This window comes from Janthinobacterium sp. GW822-FHT07H10 (genome assembly GCF_058798675.1).
Window position 1 is genome coordinate 1 of sequence record NZ_JBXAKS010000023.1, and the last position, 17,662, is coordinate 17,662.

The 17,662-nt window shown below is 66.7% G+C and carries 17 protein-coding genes; 3 read left to right on the top strand and 14 right to left on the bottom strand.

Features of this window, described 5'->3' with window-relative positions:
- Positions 1-134: 134 nt before the first annotated feature.
- The gene (locus tag AC1RDJ_RS27525) at positions 135-923 is read right to left on the bottom strand and encodes a helix-turn-helix transcriptional regulator (protein WP_493029334.1); all 789 of its coding nucleotides are present in this window, start codon (positions 921-923) and stop codon (positions 135-137) included.
- Between the two features lie 110 nt (positions 924-1,033).
- Between AC1RDJ_RS27525 and AC1RDJ_RS27530 the strand changes: the two genes are divergently transcribed.
- Positions 1,034-2,236, top strand: a complete 1,203-nt coding sequence (locus AC1RDJ_RS27530; RefSeq protein WP_493029336.1) for an MFS transporter — start codon at positions 1,034-1,036, stop codon at positions 2,234-2,236.
- Here the strand turns inward: AC1RDJ_RS27530 and AC1RDJ_RS27535 are convergent.
- On the bottom strand, positions 2,233-4,539 hold the full coding sequence (locus AC1RDJ_RS27535) for a xanthine dehydrogenase family protein molybdopterin-binding subunit (protein WP_493029337.1): 2,307 nt from the start codon (positions 4,537-4,539) through the stop codon (positions 2,233-2,235). The genes AC1RDJ_RS27530 and AC1RDJ_RS27535 overlap by 4 nt on opposite strands.
- Complete coding sequence (locus AC1RDJ_RS27540) at positions 4,536-5,012, bottom strand: (2Fe-2S)-binding protein (RefSeq protein WP_493029338.1); 477 nt, start codon at positions 5,010-5,012, stop codon at positions 4,536-4,538. Before AC1RDJ_RS27540 ends, AC1RDJ_RS27535 begins: the two co-directional genes overlap by 4 nt.
- Before the next feature lie 151 nt (positions 5,013-5,163).
- Here AC1RDJ_RS27540 and mug point away from each other — a divergent pair, with 151 nt between their 5' ends.
- Positions 5,164-5,694 carry a G/U mismatch-specific DNA glycosylase gene (gene mug, locus AC1RDJ_RS27545; RefSeq protein ID WP_232251049.1) on the top strand — a complete coding sequence of 177 codons (531 nt, stop codon included), beginning with the start codon at positions 5,164-5,166 and terminating at the stop codon, positions 5,692-5,694.
- A gap of 105 nt (positions 5,695-5,799) precedes the next feature.
- Here the strand turns inward: mug and AC1RDJ_RS27550 are convergent, their stop codons facing one another.
- The 5 genes from AC1RDJ_RS27550 to AC1RDJ_RS27570 all read right to left on the bottom strand — a co-directional run bounded on the left by AC1RDJ_RS27550 (position 5,800) and on the right by AC1RDJ_RS27570 (position 9,565).
- Entirely contained in the window at positions 5,800-6,597 is a 798-nt protein-coding gene (locus AC1RDJ_RS27550; RefSeq protein ID WP_071322328.1) for an anti-sigma factor family protein, read from the bottom strand.
- Entirely contained in the window at positions 6,594-7,112 is a 519-nt protein-coding gene (locus tag AC1RDJ_RS27555) for an RNA polymerase sigma factor (RefSeq protein WP_071322329.1), read from the bottom strand. Before AC1RDJ_RS27555 ends, AC1RDJ_RS27550 begins: the two co-directional genes overlap by 4 nt.
- A 21-nt stretch (positions 7,113-7,133) precedes the next feature.
- Positions 7,134-7,505 (bottom strand): COG4315 family predicted lipoprotein, encoded by a 372-nt coding sequence (locus AC1RDJ_RS27560; RefSeq protein WP_071322330.1) that lies wholly within the window; start codon positions 7,503-7,505, stop codon positions 7,134-7,136.
- A gap of 58 nt (positions 7,506-7,563) precedes the next feature.
- Positions 7,564-8,487: a DNA-3-methyladenine glycosylase family protein gene (locus tag AC1RDJ_RS27565; protein ID WP_493029340.1), complete on the bottom strand. Its 924-nt coding sequence runs from the start codon at positions 8,485-8,487 to the stop codon at positions 7,564-7,566.
- Positions 8,488-8,557: 70 nt separating this feature from the next.
- Positions 8,558-9,565 carry an XdhC family protein gene (locus tag AC1RDJ_RS27570; RefSeq protein WP_493029341.1) on the bottom strand — a complete coding sequence of 336 codons (1,008 nt, stop codon included), beginning with the start codon at positions 9,563-9,565 and terminating at the stop codon, positions 8,558-8,560.
- A gap of 81 nt (positions 9,566-9,646) precedes the next feature.
- Here AC1RDJ_RS27570 and AC1RDJ_RS27575 point away from each other — a divergent pair, with 81 nt between their 5' ends.
- Positions 9,647-9,787 carry a hypothetical protein gene (locus tag AC1RDJ_RS27575; protein WP_198043872.1) on the top strand — a complete coding sequence of 47 codons (141 nt, stop codon included), beginning with the start codon at positions 9,647-9,649 and terminating at the stop codon, positions 9,785-9,787.
- 32 nt (positions 9,788-9,819) lie between these two features.
- Here the strand turns inward: AC1RDJ_RS27575 and AC1RDJ_RS27580 are convergent, their stop codons facing one another.
- The 6 genes from AC1RDJ_RS27580 to AC1RDJ_RS27605 all read right to left on the bottom strand — a co-directional run bounded on the left by AC1RDJ_RS27580 (position 9,820) and on the right by AC1RDJ_RS27605 (position 17,457).
- The gene (locus AC1RDJ_RS27580; protein ID WP_493029342.1) at positions 9,820-10,923 is read right to left on the bottom strand and encodes a M48 family metalloprotease; all 1,104 of its coding nucleotides are present in this window, start codon (positions 10,921-10,923) and stop codon (positions 9,820-9,822) included.
- Between the two features lie 137 nt (positions 10,924-11,060).
- Positions 11,061-11,510, bottom strand: coding sequence for a dUTP diphosphatase (gene dut, locus AC1RDJ_RS27585; RefSeq protein ID WP_071322335.1), 450 nt, complete (start codon positions 11,508-11,510; stop codon positions 11,061-11,063).
- A 29-nt stretch (positions 11,511-11,539) separates the two neighbouring features.
- Positions 11,540-12,760, bottom strand: coding sequence for a bifunctional phosphopantothenoylcysteine decarboxylase/phosphopantothenate--cysteine ligase CoaBC (gene coaBC, locus AC1RDJ_RS27590; RefSeq protein ID WP_493029343.1), 1,221 nt, complete (start codon positions 12,758-12,760; stop codon positions 11,540-11,542).
- 34 nt (positions 12,761-12,794) lie between these two features.
- A complete protein-coding gene (gene lspA, locus AC1RDJ_RS27595) occupies positions 12,795-13,304 on the bottom strand; it encodes a signal peptidase II (RefSeq protein WP_071322337.1) in 510 nt (169 codons plus the stop codon).
- 210 nt (positions 13,305-13,514) lie between these two features.
- Complete coding sequence (gene ileS / locus AC1RDJ_RS27600) at positions 13,515-16,415, bottom strand: isoleucine--tRNA ligase (RefSeq protein ID WP_493029344.1); 2,901 nt, start codon at positions 16,413-16,415, stop codon at positions 13,515-13,517.
- Between the two features lie 70 nt (positions 16,416-16,485).
- Positions 16,486-17,457: a bifunctional riboflavin kinase/FAD synthetase gene (locus AC1RDJ_RS27605; protein WP_071322339.1), complete on the bottom strand. Its 972-nt coding sequence runs from the start codon at positions 17,455-17,457 to the stop codon at positions 16,486-16,488.
- Positions 17,458-17,662: the final 205 nt, after the last annotated feature.

Here is a 17,662-nt window from a genome sequence, read left to right on the forward strand (position 1 = left end):
CGGGGTGGAGCAGTCTGGCAGCTCGTCGGGCTCATAACCCGAAGGTCACAGGTTCAAATCCTGTCCCCGCAACCAATTCGAAGCCGCTGATTCCTCGCAAGAGGGTCAGCGGTTTTTTCGTTGTGCGCGGCCGTTCACTGCGCGGCCTGGCGCGCATACACCACCAGCCGCAAATGGCGGTCCGCATCGATGGTCAGCGAGGTGTGCTCATGGGCGATCTCTTCGCCGTCGACCAGCAGCGTGCGCACGCCCGCGCATGGCGCATGCACGTCATGGCGGCGCCACCACAGCTTGAATTCCGGCGAGACCTTCTCCAGTTCCTCGAGCAGCGCATGGATGTCCGCTTCCTGCGTGGCGCGCGCGTAGTCGCGGCGAAAGCTCGACAGCATCAGCGGCGCCTGCTCTTCCCAGCCGACAAGGCGCTGGCGCAGCAGGGGATCGGTAAACAGCAGCCACAGCAGATTGCGGCGCGCGGCAGCATGCGCGCCGAAGCCGAACATGGCGTCGGCGTCCGCATTAAACGCCAGCACGTCCCAGCGCAGGTTGAGCACGTACGCCGGATGCGCCAATTCGTGCATCAGGCGGCGCACCAGCGGCGGCACCACGCAAAACGTCTTGCCCTCTTCGGCGGGCGGGCGCGCGTGCGCCAGCAGGAACAGGTGGCGGCGCTCGGCCGCATCGAGTTTGAGCACTTCAGCCAGCTTGTCGAGGAAGGCGCTGGAGACGCCGATGTCGCGCCCCTGTTCCAGCCAGGTGTACCAGGTCAGTCCCACGCCGGCCAGCGCGGCCACTTCCTCGCGGCGCAAGCCCGGAGTCCTGCGCCGTCCGCCGCCGGGCAAGCCCACGTCGTCGGGCGACAGGCGCGCGCGCCGCGCCTGCAGATAGGCGGCCAGTTCGTGGCGGGTACGGGCCAAAGTGCGCATGCTACGGTCTTTCCGGTGAGCCTGTTGCTATCAGTAATAGCATAAACAGTTAAATTGTAATTGTTTATATTGTATTCCAGAATGCCTGCTTTCTTCCTGAAGGCCATTCCATGTCCGATTATTCTTCCCCTGGCGCCGCGACGCCTGCATCCCGTGCCGCCGTGCTGCCCGCCGCCGTCCACCTGATCGCCATCGGTGCGTTTGCGCTGGGCATGGCTTCGTATGTGACGGCGGGCCTGATGCCGCTGATCGCCGGCGCGTTTGCCGTTTCGATGGCGATGGCCGCGCAGCTGGTGACGGCGTTTACGCTGGCCTACGGCCTCGGTTCGCCGCTGGCCGTGGCCCTGCTGCCGGGCCGTGCGCAGCGCGCCGGCCTGTTGTGGGCACTGGCCGTGTTCGTGCTGGCGAACGGGGCCAGCGCGCTGGCGCCCGATTTTGGCGCTTTGCTGGCCTTGCGGGCGCTGGCCGGCATCGCGTCCGGCGTGTATCTGGCGCTCGGCATCGCGGCGGCTGCGGCCGTTGCCGCGCCGGAGCAGCGGGGCAAGGCCATCGGCATGATCATGGGGGGCATGGCCAGCGGCACGGTGCTGGGCGTGCCGTTGAGCCTGTTGCTGGCCGAGCGGCTGGGCTGGGCCGCGGCACTGTGGCTGGTCGCCGCCCTCGGCGCGCTGGCGCTGGCCGGCTTGCTGTGCAGGTTGCCGGCCTTGCCGGCGGCGCCGGCGACCGCGCTGCGCCGCAAGCTGGCCTTGCTGGCCGATGGGCAGGTGCTGGCCATCTTGCTGGTGTCGCTGCTGGCTGCCATCGCCAGCCTGGGCATGTACACCTTCGTCGCGCCGCTGCTGGCATGGTCGACAGGCGGCGCCGCCCTGCCGGTGACGCCGTTCCTGTGGGCCTGGGGCCTGGGCGGCATCGCCGGCAGCATGCTGGTGGGATACCGGGCCGACAAGGTGGCGGCGCCGAAGCTGACGCAAACCATCCTGTTGCTGCTGGCGCTGGCCTTGTGCGCGCTGCCGCTGGCTGCGGCGTGGTCGGCCTGGCTGATGCTGGCGCCGATCGTGCTGTGGGGGGCGGCCGGCTGGGCCCTGCAAGTGCCGCAGAACCAGCAGCTGCTGGCCGCGCGCGCCGCGCAGGGCGATGGCAACCTGGCCATCGCCCTCAACGAGTCGGCGCTGTACCTGGGCAGCGCCATCGGCGCCGCCAGCGGCGGCCTGTTGCTGCTGCTGGACTGGCCCATGTGGCTGCTGGCGGCCGGCGCCGCCGTGGTGGCCGCCGCCGCGCTGCTGCTGCAGTTATGTCACGCGCGCAGCAGCTAAGCCCTCTTCGCCAGCTGCATGGCCACGGGCAGGGCGCGGATGCGCTTGCCCGTGGCGGCGAAGATGGCGTTGCACAGGGCCGGGGCAATCGGCGGCGTGGCCGGTTCGCCCACGCCGCCCAGTTCCATGTCCAGCGTGCCGGGCACCAGGTGCGTGTGGATCACGCGCGGCGCGTCGGCGGCGCGCAGCACGGCGTAGTCGTGGAAATTGCTTTGCTCGACCCGGCCATTCTTGAAACTGATCTCGCCGCTCATGGCCAGGGACAGGCCCATGATGCAGGCGCCCTCGATCTGCGACCGCACGCGGTCCGGGTTAATCTGCGGACCGCAATCCATGGCGATGTCGACCCTGGGCACGATGACTTCGCCGGCCGCGTTGACTTCCACCTCGATCACGGCCGCCACATAGGTGACGAAGCTGTAGGACACGGCCAGGCCCAGGCCCCGACCCTTGGGCAGCTTGCGGCCCCAGCCCGCCTTGGCGGTCGCCAGCTCGATCACGTGGCGCATGCGGCCTATATCCACCGGATATTTTGCCGGGTCCTCGCCATAGTTCCAGCCGTCCGACAGGTCGGCCGGGTTGATCTTGCGCGCGGGGCCCAGGAGCGCCAGCAGGTAGTCGCGGTGGTCGCGCCTTGCCGCATGGGCCAGTTCGGCCGTGAACGACTGGATGGCAAACGCGTGCGGAATGTTCGACACGGAACGGAACCAGCCGATGCGCGTGTGGGCCGGCACTTCCGGCACCTCGACGCGGATGTTGGGAATCGCATACGGCACGTTGATGGCAGACATGCCCAGCTCGGACGCCGACTGCGTCTTCGCGTCCAGCGCAAAGGTCGAACTGATGGTGGGCGCGGCCGTGCGGTGCAGCCAGGCCGTCGGCATGCCCTTCGCGTCCAGCGACGCTTCCAGCCGTTCGACGGACACCGTGTGCAGGTAGTCGTGCTGCAGGTCGTCGTCACGCGTCCACGTCAGCTTGACGGGCGCGCCATCCATGGCCTTCGACAGCAGCGCCGCCTCGACGGCGAAATCGGGCTTCGACTTGCGCCCGAAGCCGCCGCCCAGCAGGGTCACGTGCACGGTGACGTCGTCGAACGCCAGGCCCAGCGCCTTGGCCACGTTGCTGCGCGTCGCCTGCGGCGCCTGCACGCAGGCCCACACTTCCGCCTTGCCGCCGGCGATGCGCACGGTGGCGGCGGGCGGCTCCATGGTGGCGTGCGCCAGGTGGGGCAGGTAATATTCAGCACTGAGCTTGCGCGCGGCGGGGGCGGCGGCCAGGGTAGCCACGGTCTTGCCCTGGTCGCGCGCCGGTTTCGCCGGCTGGCGCACGGCCGCTTCCAGCGTCTCGCGGAAGGCTTGCGAATCGTAAACGCCATTCGGGCCGTCTTCCCATTCCAGCACCAGCGCTTCGCGCCCCTTGATGGCGGCCCAGGTATTTTTCGCGATGACAGCAACGCCGCCCAGCGGGTTGAACATGGCGGGCGGCGGACTGCCCGCCAGTTCCACGATGCGCAGCACGCCCGGCACTTTCAGGGCCGCCGTCTTGTCCACGCTCTTCAGCTTGCCGCCAAACACGGGCGGCCTGGCGATGACCGCATACGCCATGCCATCGAGGCGCGTGTCGATGCCGAAGTGGGTGTTGCCCGTGACGATATCGTGCAGGTCGATGCCGCGCGTGCTGGCTTGCCCGATGTAGCGCAGCTCGCCGGCCGCTTTCAGGCTGATGCGGGCGCGCGGCGGCACGGGCAGCCTGGCCGCTTCCTCGGCCAGGGCGCCGAACGACAGCGTGCGCCCGCTGGCCGCATGCACGACCGCGTGGTTGACGGCTTTCACCTCCGTGACGGGCACGTCCCAGCGCACGGCGGCCGCCGTTTCCAGCATCAGGCGCGCGGTGGCGCCCACGTGGCGCATGGCGCGGAACGAGTGGCGCATGCTGCGCGAGCCGTCCGTGTCCTGGCTGCCGTAGCGCGCCTCGTCGGCGGGCGCCTGTTGCACGCGCACCTGGGCCCAGTCGGCGCCCAGTTCATCGGCCGCCACCATGGGCAGGCTGGTACGGATGCCCTGGCCCATTTCGGAGCGGTGCACCACGATGGTGACGATGCCGTCGGTGCCGATCGACAGGAATACCAGGGCGTCGTCGACCACGCCGCCAGCCATGCGCGCGCCGCCGTATTTGACGGCATCGGCCGCCATCACGAGGCCGGAAGGACCCGCCACCAGGGTCAGGCCGGCCAGCGCGCCGGCGGCCTTGAGCCAGCTGCGCCGCGCGGGCGAATGTGCGGCAGGAGTGTCATGGATGCTCATTTGGCCGCTCCTTTCGCGCCGATGCTGGCCGACGCCTGCTTGATGGCCGCGTGGATGCGCGTGTAGGTGCCGCAGCGGCAGATATTGCCGCTCATCGCCTCGCGGATCTGCTGGTCGTTCGGTCTCGGCGTCTTGTGCAGCAGCGCCGTGGCCGACATGATCTGCCCGGCCTGACAGTAGCCGCATTGCGGCACGCCGTGTTCCTGCCACGCCTGTTGCAGCGCCAGGCCGACCTGGTCCTCGCCCACGGCTTCGATGGTGGTGATGCGCTTGCCGGCGGCGGCCGAAATCGGCGTCACGCAGGAGCGGATGGCCTCGCCGTCCATGTGCACGGTGCAGGCGCCGCACAGGGCCATGCCGCAGCCGAATTTGGTGCCGGTCATGCCCAGTTCGTCGCGCAGGGTCCACAGCAGGGGCATGTCTTCAGGCAGGGCAACGTCGTGCTGCTTGCCATTGATGGTCAGGGTCGTCATGGTTATTCCTCGGAGTGGGATGGTACGGGGACGCGTGACGGCCATCCGCCAAATGGATTAGCTCATCAGTACGGGATGGTAGCACCAGCCGCCCTGCGCTGCAGGAGATGGGGCCGGTGGCATACTGCGACTTCTGATATCGGAGTTTTCCATGGCACACATGACACCGGCACAAGGCTTGCCGGATATTCTCGCTCCCGGCTTGCAGGTAGTTTTTTGCGGTCTCAATCCCGGTGTGGACGCGGCGGCGGCCGGCCATCATTTTCTCGGCCGCGGCAACCGCTTCTGGCCGGTAGTGTACCTGGCCGGCTTCACGCCGCACCTGGTGGCGCCGCAAGACGATCGAAGCGTGCTCGCTTTCGGGCTGGGGTTGACGGCGGCCGTCGGGCGTCCCACAAGCCGCGCGGACCAGGTGGGGACGGACGAATTCGCGCAAGCGGCGGCGGGCCTGCTGCACAAGCTGGCATGGGTGCGGCCGGAGTGGGTCGCCTTCCTCGGCAAGGCCGCCTATGCCGCGATGACGGGGAAACGCCAGGTGGACTGGGGCGAACAGCCGGAGCGCTTCGGCGGCGCGCGCGTGTGGATACTGCCCAATCCCAGTGGACTCAACCGCGGCTATTCGAAGGAGCGGCTGGTCGACGCGTATGCGGAATTCAGGCGCGCTCAGCAGACATCCAGCTGACGCGCGCAGGCGCGGCGTGACGAGCGGGAAAGGCGCGCAGTTTCAAGGGCAGCGGCGCCTGTCCCTTGTGCAGCAGGCTGACGGGCGATGGCGCTCAGCCCTGCCTCAGCGAGGTGCTTCGAGCTGCGCGTAGACGGCGTTGGCGATCTTGCCCAGCTCCTGCTTGGGCAGGCCGGCCGACAGCGCGTAGCCGAGCTGGCCGTCGATCCAGTAAAACACGCTCAGTTCCTTTTCCTGCGTGTAGCGGAACGCCGTTTCCTGCCTGCCGGCCCGCTCCTTCGCCACATACAGGGTCAGGCGCTTGCCGCCGCCATCCTCGTACATGAATTGCGCCACGGGGCCGTCGCCGTCGCCAGGCAGCAGGCGACCGCCGATCAGCTGGTAGCCGAGCGGCGACAGCACGGGCGGCCGCAGCTGCGTGCCCAGGCGTTTCGACAGCCATTGCACCAGGTGGGCTTCCTGTTCCGCGCCCACTTCCACCGGGTGGCGCACCTCGGGCGTGTAGACGGCGTGCGCGATGGCGGCGCTGCGCGCCAGGGAAACGGAGGCGCTGGCGCTGGCCGTCGGGCCGTCGCTGCCGCCGCGCAGCAGCCAGCCGCCCGCGCCGCCAGCGACCACCAGCACGATGGCGGCCGCCGCCTGCATGGCGTGGCGCTGCCAGGCGCCGTTCGCCGCTGGCGCTGGCGGCGCGGTGGCGCTCAGCAGGGCTGCCGGCAAGGCTGCGTCCAGCACGGGATCGAACAGGGCGCGCAATTGCCGGTTCTGTTCGCGCCAGGCGTCCACCCTGGCGGCATCGTCCGGATGCTGGCGCAGGTGCGCTTCGAGCGCCGCGCGCTGTTCCTCGGGCAGCACGCCATCGGCCAGGGCATGCAGTTGCGCTTCGCTGATGGCTTGCGTATTCATTTCACGACTTTCAGGGTGGGCGCGCTGCCGCTGGCGGGACGGCCATCGAGCAGGGCGCGCAGTTTGTCGCGTCCCCGCGACAGGCGCGACATGACGGTGCCGACGGGGATGTCCAGGGTGGCCGCCACCTGCTCATACGGCATCTGCTCGAGCGCGACGAGCAGGATCACTTCGCGCTGCCCCAGCGGCAGGCGGGCCAGCGCCGCATCCATCTCGCCGATGGCGATCGACTGCCCCGGCGCCCGCTCCGGCGCGGGCAGCAGGGCGTCATCGTCGATATCCTGCAGCGCCAGACCGGGACGGCGCAACTGGTCCACATGCAGGTTGTGCATGATGGAAAATAGCCACGGACGCATCTCGCCGCCGCGCTGCCATTGACCGAGCTTGCGCCAGGCCCGCTCGACGGTATCCTGCACCAGGTCGTCCGCGTGCACATCGCCCGCCAGCGCGCGCGCATAGCGGCGCAGACCCGGCAGGCAGGCTTGCAGCGCGCGGCTGTCGTCAAATGCGGTCATCGTGGCGGCGGGCCGGGATGCTCAGGGCTTGACGATGTGCCACACGTTCTTGAAATTGTCGCCGGCCACGTCGCCCGGCTTCTTGTCTTCCTTGTACAGGTACAGGGGCTTGCCCTTGTAGGTCAGCTGCATGGCGCCATTGTCTTCGCGCTTGATGCTGCCGTACGGGGCGGCGGGTGCCGCTTCGGTGGCGATGACGGCGGGCCAGGCGACCAGGCAGCCGCCGCTGCAGGCGCTCTTGCCGCTGTCGGCGACATCCTTGTCGAACACATACACGGTCATGCCGCTGGCATTGACCAGCATGCCGTTGGCGGGCATGACGTCGGCGGCGAAGGCGAGCGGGGCGGACAAGGCGGTGAAAAGGGCGGTGGCGGCAAAAGTAGTAAAGCGCATGACGGTCTCCTTGAGGTTGTTGGGGGCTTGCAAGGGATAGACGCCTGCCGCCCGCCGTTTATTCCCGCTCGGGCGAACTATTTTTTTCCGCCGCGTGCAGGCTGGCCCACAGGTGGGCGGCCGCCATGGTGCGGTGCGGCGCGTACTGGCGCAACCACTGCTCCGTGCGCGCCATGTCCGGCTTGCTCTCTTCGCCGAGCAGCTTTTGCAGGGCGGCGCGGATGGCCACGTCGCCGTGCAGCGAGCAGTCGGCATAGCCGTAGCCGCGCAGCAGCGCGTAATTGACGGTCCACGGGCCGATGCCCTTCACGGCCAGCAGCGCCTGCGAAATGGCCGCCACCTCGCCCGATGCGTCCAGCTCCAGCGACAGTTCGCCATCGTCGACGAGACGGGCCAGGCGCAGCACGGTTTCGGCCTTGGCGCGCGAGAATTTGCGGCTAGTCAGATCTTCGACGGCCAGCCGGGCCACGTCGCGCGCCTCGGGGTAGCACCACAGGCCGCTGCTGTGCCGGCGCCCGGCCTGCAGAATGAACGTGCGGCGCAGGGCGATGGCGAATGGCAGGTTGATTTGCTGGCCGATGATGGCCCAGGTCAGCGCCTCGAACGGGCTGGCCGATTGCACGATGCGCAGGCCCGGGTTGACGCGGACCAGGGGCGCCATCAGCGGGTCGCCCGCCGCCAGCTGCGTGAACGGCTGCGGGTCGATGCGCAGGCCGAGGATGTTGAGCAGGGCGCCGTGCAGCCGTTCCCGCAGGCCCGCATCCGCATCGACATCGCCATCGATGTCGGCGCGGCAGATGGCCGCATCATGCGTGAACGCCACGTCCAGCACGACGGCGGCGCCGGCAAGCAGGATGCCCTTGCGCAGGCCCGTGGCGGTGACCTGTTCGGCCACTGCTTCCGCATCGCGGCTGTGGAAGGCGATGACGTCGTCGCGGCGGTAGCCGGCGGGCAAGGGGAGGGTCCAGTGCAGCAGGGTCATGGCGGTCCGAAAATCAGGGAAAGTATCACGGTGGCGATGCGGGATGCATCCTGTTTCTTGCTGTCTGGCACTAGCGCGCGCAGATGTCGGGCGTGGGCGGCGTCAAGGCCGCCGCGTGCTGGATCTGCAGCGTCTCGGGCACGCCATTTTTCACGGCCGTCAGTTCGGCCAGGATGGAAATGGCGATCTCGGCCGGCGTCTTGCTGCCGATGTACAGGCCGATGGGCGCGTGCAGGCGCGCCAGCTGCGCGGCGCTGACGTCGAACTGCAGCAGCCGTTCGCGGCGTTTGGCGTTGTTGGCGCGCGAACCGATGGCGCCGACGTAAAAGGCCGGGGATTTGAGCGCTTCCATCAGGGCCAGGTCGTCGAGCTTGGGGTCGTGCGTGAGGGCGACGACGGCGCTGCGGCTGTCGAGCTGCAGTTCCAGCACGAGGTCGTCCGGCATGGCGTGCAGCAGCGGCACGCCCGGCACGTTCCAGCCGCCGCGGTATTCCTCGCGCGGGTCGCAGACGATGACGTGATAATCCATGGCCATGGCGATTTGCGCCACGAAGCGCGACAGCTGGCTGGCGCCGATGATCAGCAGACGCCAGCGCGGGCCGTGCTGCGTGGTCAGCACCTCGTTTTCCAGGGTCAGCGCGGCGCCCGGCGCGGCGCGCCGCAGGGTGACGGCGCCGCTGCGCAAATCCAGGCGGCGTTCCACCAGTTCATGGGCTTCCAGGCGCGCCAGCAGCTCGGCCACCTGGCTGTCCGCATGCAGCGGTTCGATGGCCAGTTCGATGGTGCCGCCGCAGGGCAGGCCGAAACGGTGCGCCTCGTCGGCGCTGATGCCGTAGCTGACGATTTCCGGCTGCGTGCGCACGATGCCGTGCACGCGCACCGTGTCGATCAGGTCATCCTCGATGCAGCCGCCGGACACGGAACCGACCACCGTGCCATCGTCGCAGATGGCCAGCGTGGCGCCCACGGGGCGGGGGCTGGAGCCCCAGGTCTTGATGACGGTGACCAGCTCGCAGCGGTGCCCGGCGGCGAGCCAGGCGGCGCTGGTTTTCAGAACTTCAAGGTCGATGCTGTCCATGGGGCGCGAAGGTGGAATGCCGCGTGATGGCGGCGAACTATGGAATATACTACGCGTTCACCCAGCCTGCAGAAAGACGCTATGCCGCTAGAGAATCAACCGGAAGACGATGGCAATCCCAAGTTCGGCAAGCTGCTTGTCGTGCTGTTCCTGGCGGTGGTGTTCTGCGCCATCCTGACCTGGGTCATGGGCGCCTACTTCCCGAACTTCCCTGGCGCCTGAAGCAGCATCTGCTGTTCCAGGCGTCACGCTGATTACGGTTTCAGCGGTTTCTTCGCCGCCTGCTTCGCGCGCACGTCGATGACGGCGCGGTTGATGGCGGCCATGCGCGAGTTGGTGCCCGGATGCAGGGCCGTGTAGCCGTTGGCGACCGTGGCCGGCACTTGCGTGGCCAGGCGCTGCCAGAAGCGGGCGGCGTTGTCGATGTTGTAGCCGGCGCGCGCCAGCAGGTAGATGGCCAGCGTGTCGGCTTGCACGTCGAGTTCCTGCGGCATGGCCTTGATGCCGGCGGCGCCCGTCAGCATCGAGACGTCGGGCTGCACGGCACCCAGGCTGTCGATGATGCTGCCGGCCGTGCCGGCCGTGCGCTGGCTGCGCGCGTGGTCGAGGATGTTGTGCGCCATTTCGCGGGCGATGACGAAGGCGATGCCTTCGTCATTTTGCGCCGCATTGACCATGCCGCGCGTGAGCATGATGCGCGAGCCGTCCGAATACGCATTGATATTGTCCGCATTGCCCAGGGCGACGCGGAAGGCGCAGGCGCGCGTGACGGGAATCTTCAGGTCCTGCTGCTGGCCGTCGCGGGCGATGGTCATGTTCAGGCTGGCGCTTTTCGAGGCCAGCGGGCCGACGATGGCGCCGAACGGGCCTTCCGCCTTGGGGCCCGAGGGCAGCGGCTTGCCTTCGGCCGCCAGCAAGCCGTCGCCCTTGCGCAAGCCTGCGCGCGCGGCGCCGCTGCCCGGCAGCACGCCGGACACCTGCATCTGTTCGCCGTAGCCGAGCGCCGCCTGCGCCGCGTCGGCATAGATGCCCGGATACGAATACTTGTTCTGTGCCGTGAAGCCCAGCAGGTTGCGCGCATACGTCTTGCACAGGTCCGCATTGTTGATCAGCAGGGGCGCCGAGACTTTCGACAGCCGGTCCTGCAGGGCCACCATCTTCACCAGCTCGTCCTGCGCCGCCTTTTGCTGCGCCGTCAAGGCCGGCGCGTCGGGCGCCGGCACGACATTGAACGGACCGCTGACAGTCGTCGCCGGCGTGGTGCAGCCGGTCAGGATGGCCGCGCTGGCCAGCAGGAGGGGAGTGGCCAATCGGCGCAGCGAAGTCTGGGCTGAGATCAGATGGCGGAAACCTGGCATAGACTATTCCTTCTTGTAACTTCTGACAAAACCTGCTGCGCGGCGCGATTTGCGGCCTCCGATGCTTACTGTGCATACGCACAGCTCCGCGTCCCGGCCGCAGCTCACATCCGCTCGCTACGGTTTGTCAGTCGCTGTTAATGTTTGCCGGTGCTGCCGAAACCGCCAACACCGCGTTCGCTGTCGCCGAATTCCTCGACGACGTTAAAGCCCACTTGCAGCACCGGCACGATAATCAGCTGCGCCAGGCGCTCCATGGGATTGAGCGTGAATGCGCTCTGGCCCCGGTTCCAGGTCGATACCATCAGCTGGCCCTGGTAATCGGAGTCGATCAAGCCTACCAGATTCCCCAGCACGATGCCGTTCTTGTGGCCCATGCCGCTGCGCGGCAGGATCATGGCCGCATACGAGGGGTCGCCGATGTGGATCGCCAGGCCGGTGGGGATGAGCACGGTCTGGCCGGCTTCGATGGTGATGGGGGCGTCGATGCAGGCGCGCAGGTCGAGGCCCGCGCTGCCCGGGGTGGCGTAGGCCGGCAATTGTTCCTTCATGCGGGCGTCGAGGATTTTGATGTCGATATTTTTCATTGAAGCTTTACGATAAAACGGATGGAGGTTTATTTGAGCAGCGAATTCCTGGCGATGCGCTTGGAAATTTCCGAAATCAGCTGGCGTGCCAGGTTCAGTTTCGAGGCGCGCGGCAGCACGGTATGACCGTCCTCGTCGAAGAGGATGATGGTGTTGTCGTCCTGGCCAAAGGTGTTCTGGCCGATATTGCCGATCAGCAGGGGGATGCCCTTTTTCTCGCGCTTGGTCGAACCGAATTCCACCAGGTTTTCCGATTCGGCGGCAAAGCCCACGCAGTACGGATAGCCGGCCAGGTTGGTGCGCGCCGCCACGGTGGCGAGGATGTCGGGATTTTGCGCGAACTGCAGTTCCGGCACGGAACCGTCGGCCTGCTTTTTCATCTTCTGCTCGCTGGCGTTGACGACACGCCAGTCGGCGACGGCGGCCACGGCGACGAAGACATGCTGGCCGTCGACGTGGGCCAGCACGGCATCATGCATCTGCTGCGCGCTTTGCACATTGATGCGGCGCACGCCAAACGGCGCATCGAGGGCCGTCGGGCCGGAAATGAGCAGCACTTCGGCGCCCGCTTCGCGCGCCGCGCGCGCCACCGCATAGCCCATCTTGCCCGAGGACAGATTGGTGATGCCGCGCACGGGATCGATGGCTTCGAAGGTGGGGCCGGCCGTGACCAGCACGCGCTTGCCCGCCAGGACCTTCGGCTGGAAGGCGGCGATCAGCTCCGTCAGGAGCTGTTCCGGTTCCAGCATGCGGCCCAGGCCCACTTCGCCGCAAGCCTGTTCGCCGGCGGCGGGGCCGAAGATGGCGATGCCGTCGTCGCGCAGCTGCTGCACATTGCGCTGCGTGGCGGGGTTCTGCCACATTTCCACATTCATGGCCGGCGCCACCAGCAGGGGCAGGTGGGCCGGGCGGGCCAGGCACAGGGTCGACAGCAGGTCGTCGCACACGCCATGGGCGAGCTTGCGCATGAAGTCGGCCGAACACGGCGCGATCAGGATCGCGTCCGCATGGCGCGTCAAATCGATATGCGCCATGTTGTTGTCGATGCGCGCATCCCACTGGCTCGTGTGCACGGGGTGGCCGGACAGCGCCTGCATCGTCACGGCCGTGATGAAGTGGCTGGCCGCATCCGTCATCACCACCTGTACCGAGGCACCCGCCTTGGTCAGGGCGCGGCACAGTTCCGCCGCCTTGTAGCAGGCGACGCCGCCCGAGAGTCCCAGGACGATTTTTTTGCCGGACAATTCCATGCTGTTCTCCCGCTGTATTGATTGCTTGTCTGAGTTACTTGTTCACGCGGCGCAGTTCATCGATGACGAACAGGGCCGCGCCGATGCAGATGGCGCTGTCGGCGATATTAAAGGCGGGGAAATGGCCCCAGCTTTTCCAGTGGAAGTCGAGGAAATCGACCACGTGGCCGTACATCAGGCGGTCGATGGCATTGCCCAGCGCGCCGCCGAGTATCAGCGCCAGGGCCCAGCAGAACATGCGCTGGCCGGCGTGCTTTTTCAGCAGGTAGATGATGTAGATGGCCGCCGCCAGGGCGATGCCGGTGAAGAAATAGCGCTGCCAGCCGCCCTGGTCGGACAGGAAGCTGAACGCGGCGCCCTTGTTATACGCGAGCACAAGGTTGAAATACGAGGTGATGACCATTTCCTGCGCATAGCGGAAGGTCTTCAGGATCGTGATCTTGGTGATCTGGTCGAACAGGATGACGATGGCGGCGATACCCAACCATGGCACCAGCGACGACGAGGATGACGATTTCGATGAAAAACGGTTTTTAGTGGCCATATTTTTCCAGGGAAGATAAAGCCGCCGCCTGGCAGCAGGCAGCGGTTGGACAGATAGCATACAACGGCGGGCAAAATCGTAGCGAGCGGCAGCGGGGCCCGGCGCCCCGTTGGCCCGGGATGCAGCGCCGTACTTTAGTACGGGGCCGCCGAGGCAGCGAGCACCGCAGGCCGCAAAATCGCGACGCGCAGTCGATTTTGACGCCGTTGTTTAGGCGAAGCGGCGTTTCTCGCCCGCACCGAACAGGTTGCTGACGCAGCGGCCGCACAGGGTCGGATGCGCGGCGTCCGTGCCCACGTCGCTGCGGTAGTGCCAGCAGCGCTCGCACTTCGGCGCCGTCGACGCGGCCACGACCACTTCCTCGGCCGCTTCGTCGGCCACTTCGGCCACCGTTGCCTGCGACGTGATGAAGACGAACTTCAAGTCGTCGCCCAGGGTGGTCAACAGCTTGTATTTCATCGGCGCGGCCTTGATCGTCAGCTCCGCCTGCAGCGAGGAGCCGATGGCGCCCGAGGTGCGCAAGTCTTCCAGCTGCTTCGTCACATCCGTGCGCACGGCGCGCAGGGCCGTGTATTTCTCCAGCAGGTCGGCCGCGTCCGATACTTCCGGCAGCTGCCACCAGGTTTGCGTGAAGATGGTTTCATCGCTGGCGGCGTAGGCATCCGCGCCGGCGAAGACGGCCCACGCTTCCTCGGCCGTGAACGACAGGGCCGGAGCCATCAGGCGCAGCAGGCTTTGCGTGATGTGCCACAGGGCCGTCTGCGCGGAACGGCGCGCGTGCGAGGTCAGGCCCGTCGTGTACAGGCGGTCCTTCAGGATGTCCAGGTAGAAGCCGCCCAGGTCTTCCGAGCAGTACGTCTGCAGCTTCGACACGACCGGGTGGAACTCGTAGCGCGCGTAGTTGTTCTCGATCTGCTGCTGCAGCGAGGCCATGTTGGCGATCGCGTAGCGGTCGATTTCGAACAGCTCGGCCACCGGCACGGCGTCCGTGGCCGGATTGAAGTCCGAGGTGTTCGCCAGCAGGAAGCGCAGGGTGTTGCGGATGCGGCGATACGATTCCGTCACGCGCTTGAGGATTTCGTCCGAGATCGACAGTTCGCCCGTGTAGTCGGTCGAAGCGATCCACAGGCGCAGGATGTCGGCGCCCAGGGTGTCCGAGATCTTTTGCGGCGCCAGGGTATTGCCCAGCGACTTCGACATCTTCTTGCCTTCGCCATCGACCGTGAAGCCGTGCGTCAGCAGGGCCTTGTATGGCGGACGGCCATTCAGCATCGACGACACCAGCAAGGAGGAGTGGAACCAGCCGCGATGCTGGTCCGAGCCTTCCAGGTACAGGTCGGCCGGGAATTGCAGCTGCGTCGAGTGCGAGCCATGGCCTTGCGGGCCGCCCAGCACGGTCTGGTGCGTGGCGCCGGAATCGAACCACACGTCCAGCGTGTCCTTGTTCTTGGCGTAGATGGCCGCTTCGTCGCCGATCAGGTCAGCCAGGTCCAGCGATTGCCAGGCTTCGATGCCGCCCTTTTCGATCAGCTTGGCCACTTGCTCCAGCAGTTCCGCCGTGCGCGGATGCAGGTCGCCCGTTTCCTTGTGCACGATGAAGGCCATCGGCACGCCCCACTGGCGCTGGCGCGACAGGGTCCAGTCGGGACGGTTGGCGATCATGCCGTGCAGGCGCGCCTGGCCCCAGTCAGGGAAGAACTCGGTGTCGGCGATGCCTTTCAGGGCCGTCTCGCGCAGGGTGGCGCCGCCATCCTTCGGCGTCACGTCCATGCCGGCGAACCACTGCGAGGTGGCGCGGTAGATGATCGGCGTCTTATGGCGCCAGCAATGCATGTAGCTGTGGTCGAACATCTTGACTTCGAACAGCGCGCCCGCTTCCTTCAGGGCGTTGCAGATCGGCTTCGACGCTTCCCAGATGGTCATGCCGCCGAACAGGGGCAGGGTGGAGGCGAATTTGCCGTCGCCCATGACCGGCTTGATGATGTCGTCGTCCTTCATGCCGTGCGCCTTGCACGAGATGAAGTCGTCCAAGCCGTAGGCGGGCGCCGAGTGCACCACGCCCGTGCCGCTTTCCGTGGTCACGTATTCGGCCAGGTACAGCGGCGACAGACGGTCGTAGAAGGCGTCGCTGGCGTGCAGCGGGTGGCGGAAGGCGATGCCGCCCAGGGCCGCGCCATCGCAGGTAGCAATCGTCGTGCCTTCCAGCTTGAAGCGCGCCAGGCTGGCCACGACCAGGTCCTGCGCCAGGATCAGCAGCAGCGGCTGGCCATCGCGCTCGGTCTTCACCAGCGCATATTTGACTTCCGGGTGCACGTTCAGCGCCTGGTTCGACGGGATGGTCCACGGCGTGGTGGTCCAGATGACGATGAAACCGTTCTCGGTCGGCAGCGATGGCAGGCCGAAGGCGGCCGCCAGTTTTGCCGGCTCGGCGAATTTGAAGCCCACATCGATGGATGGATCGCGTTTTTCCGCGTATTCCACTTCCGCCTCGGCCAGGGCCGATTGGCAGTCGAAGCACCAGTTGACGGGTTTCAGGCCGCGGTACACATAGCCTTTCTCCAGCAGCTTGCCCAGCGCGCGCAATTCGTCGGCTTCATTGCCGTGCGCCATGGTCAGGTAGGGGTTGTCCCACTCGCCCAGCACGCCCAGGCGGATGAAGTCCTTCTTCTGGCGTTCGACCTGCACGTTGGCGTAGGCGCGGGCCTTTTCCAGCACGTCGGCCGTCGGCAGGTTCTTGCCGTGCAGTTTTTCGATCTGGATCTCGATCGGCATGCCGTGGCAGTCCCAGCCCGGCACGTACGGCGCGTCGAAGCCGGCCAGCGAGCGCGACTTGACGACCATGTCTTTCAGGATCTTGTTGACGGCGTGGCCCAGGTGAATGTCGCCATTCGCATACGGCGGGCCGTCATGCAGGATGAATTTCGGACGGCCGGCGGCGGCCTTGCGCACGCGCTCGTAGATTTTCTTGTCTTGCCATTGCTGTACCCATTGCGGCTCGCGCTTGGCCATGTCGCCGCGCATGGGGAACGGGGTTTCCGTCATGTTGACCGGGTATTTGCTTTCAGGCTTCTTGTTTTGCTTGGGCGTGGCTGGCTTGTTTTGGTCGGACATAGTCTTCTTTACTTGTATTGAATGATGTGTGGCGGCGGCGGGGGCCGCCAGGCGGCGGAGTTGGCCGGGGTCAAATTCGGTCGGTGGCGGTAATGGCGCCGCTGCGCTGCTCGAAATAGGCGCGCGCCTGGTTCGAGTCGCGCTCGATGGCGGCCGTCAGGGTGGGCAGGTCGTCGTATTTCTCTTCGTCGCGCAGCTTTTGCAGGAATTCCACGCGCACCAGCTTGCCGTAGCAGGACTGGTCGAAATCAAACACATGCACTTCCAGCAAGACGCGGCCGCTGTCGTCGACGGTGGGACGCACGCCCAGGCTGGCCACGGCCGGCAGCGGCAGCGGCCCCAGGCCATGCACCTGCACGATGAAGATGCCGGACAGGGCGGGGCGGTGCGCCACGCGCAGGTTGAGCGTGGGGAAGCCCAGGGTGCGGCCCAGCTTCTGGCCGTGGATCACATGGCCGGAAATGGCGTACGGATGGCCCAGCAGCTGCGTGGCCAGGGGGAAGTCGCCCGCGGCGAGGGCCAGGCGCACGGCCGACGACGAGATGCGCGTGCTGCCGTTCATCACGGTGGGCAATGTTTCTACGTGGAAACCATATTTGCGGCCCGCTTCCTGCAGCATGGCCACGTCGCCGGCGCGCCGGGCGCCATAGCAGAAATCGTCACCGACCATCAGCCATTTCACGTGCAAGCCGTCGACGAGGACTTTTTCCGTGAATTCCTGCGGCGTCAAGGCGGCGAACTGGGCGCTGAAGTGTTCGACGACGACGCGGTCGATGCCGGCGTCGTCGAGCGACTGCAGCTTGTCGCGCAGGTTGGCGATGCGCTGCGGCGCCTTCGACAGGTCGCCCGCGCGCTGCGCGAAGAATTCGCGCGGGTGCGGTTCGAACGTCATCACGGCCGCTTCAATGCCGAGCGTGGTCGCCGCGTCGCGCACGCGCGCCAGCAAGGCCTGATGGCCGATGTGGACACCGTCAAAATTGCCGATGGTCAAAGCGCAAGGCGCTCGTGCCTGGGCATTGGGAAGTCCGCGGAATACCTTCATAGGAATCTGATGAAAAACTGTGCCAAATGGGGGATTATACGGACTGTTTCAGGGATGCACAGCCGCAAGGGTGGGCCGAAGGGTAATTTCGCCCTTGAAATGGACAAAAAGCGTTGCCGGCAGGTGTGCTGGCAACGCTTTGGCAGGGATTCAGTGCACTCTCGACGTCGAACCCAGGCTTAGCAAGCGGCGGTGATTTGCGGCC

Coding starts and splice junctions, on each gene's coding strand:
- AC1RDJ_RS27525 (WP_493029334.1), bottom strand. CDS start 923: ATGCGCACTTTGGCCCGTACCCGCCACGAACTGGCCGCCTATCTGCAG.
- AC1RDJ_RS27530 (WP_493029336.1), top strand. CDS start 1,034: ATGTCCGATTATTCTTCCCCTGGCGCCGCGACGCCTGCATCCCGTGCC.
- AC1RDJ_RS27535 (WP_493029337.1), bottom strand. CDS start 4,539: ATGAGCATCCATGACACTCCTGCCGCACATTCGCCCGCGCGGCGCAGC.
- AC1RDJ_RS27540 (WP_493029338.1), bottom strand. CDS start 5,012: ATGACGACCCTGACCATCAATGGCAAGCAGCACGACGTTGCCCTGCCT.
- mug (WP_232251049.1), top strand. CDS start 5,164: ATGGCACACATGACACCGGCACAAGGCTTGCCGGATATTCTCGCTCCC.
- AC1RDJ_RS27550 (WP_071322328.1), bottom strand. CDS start 6,597: ATGAATACGCAAGCCATCAGCGAAGCGCAACTGCATGCCCTGGCCGAT.
- AC1RDJ_RS27555 (WP_071322329.1), bottom strand. CDS start 7,112: ATGACCGCATTTGACGACAGCCGCGCGCTGCAAGCCTGCCTGCCGGGT.
- AC1RDJ_RS27560 (WP_071322330.1), bottom strand. CDS start 7,505: ATGCGCTTTACTACTTTTGCCGCCACCGCCCTTTTCACCGCCTTGTCC.
- AC1RDJ_RS27565 (WP_493029340.1), bottom strand. CDS start 8,487: ATGACCCTGCTGCACTGGACCCTCCCCTTGCCCGCCGGCTACCGCCGC.
- AC1RDJ_RS27570 (WP_493029341.1), bottom strand. CDS start 9,565: ATGGACAGCATCGACCTTGAAGTTCTGAAAACCAGCGCCGCCTGGCTC.
- AC1RDJ_RS27575 (WP_198043872.1), top strand. CDS start 9,647: ATGCCGCTAGAGAATCAACCGGAAGACGATGGCAATCCCAAGTTCGGC.
- AC1RDJ_RS27580 (WP_493029342.1), bottom strand. CDS start 10,923: ATGCCAGGTTTCCGCCATCTGATCTCAGCCCAGACTTCGCTGCGCCGA.
- dut (WP_071322335.1), bottom strand. CDS start 11,510: ATGAAAAATATCGACATCAAAATCCTCGACGCCCGCATGAAGGAACAA.
- coaBC (WP_493029343.1), bottom strand. CDS start 12,760: ATGGAATTGTCCGGCAAAAAAATCGTCCTGGGACTCTCGGGCGGCGTC.
- lspA (WP_071322337.1), bottom strand. CDS start 13,304: ATGGCCACTAAAAACCGTTTTTCATCGAAATCGTCATCCTCGTCGTCG.
- ileS (WP_493029344.1), bottom strand. CDS start 16,415: ATGTCCGACCAAAACAAGCCAGCCACGCCCAAGCAAAACAAGAAGCCT.
- AC1RDJ_RS27605 (WP_071322339.1), bottom strand. CDS start 17,457: ATGAAGGTATTCCGCGGACTTCCCAATGCCCAGGCACGAGCGCCTTGC.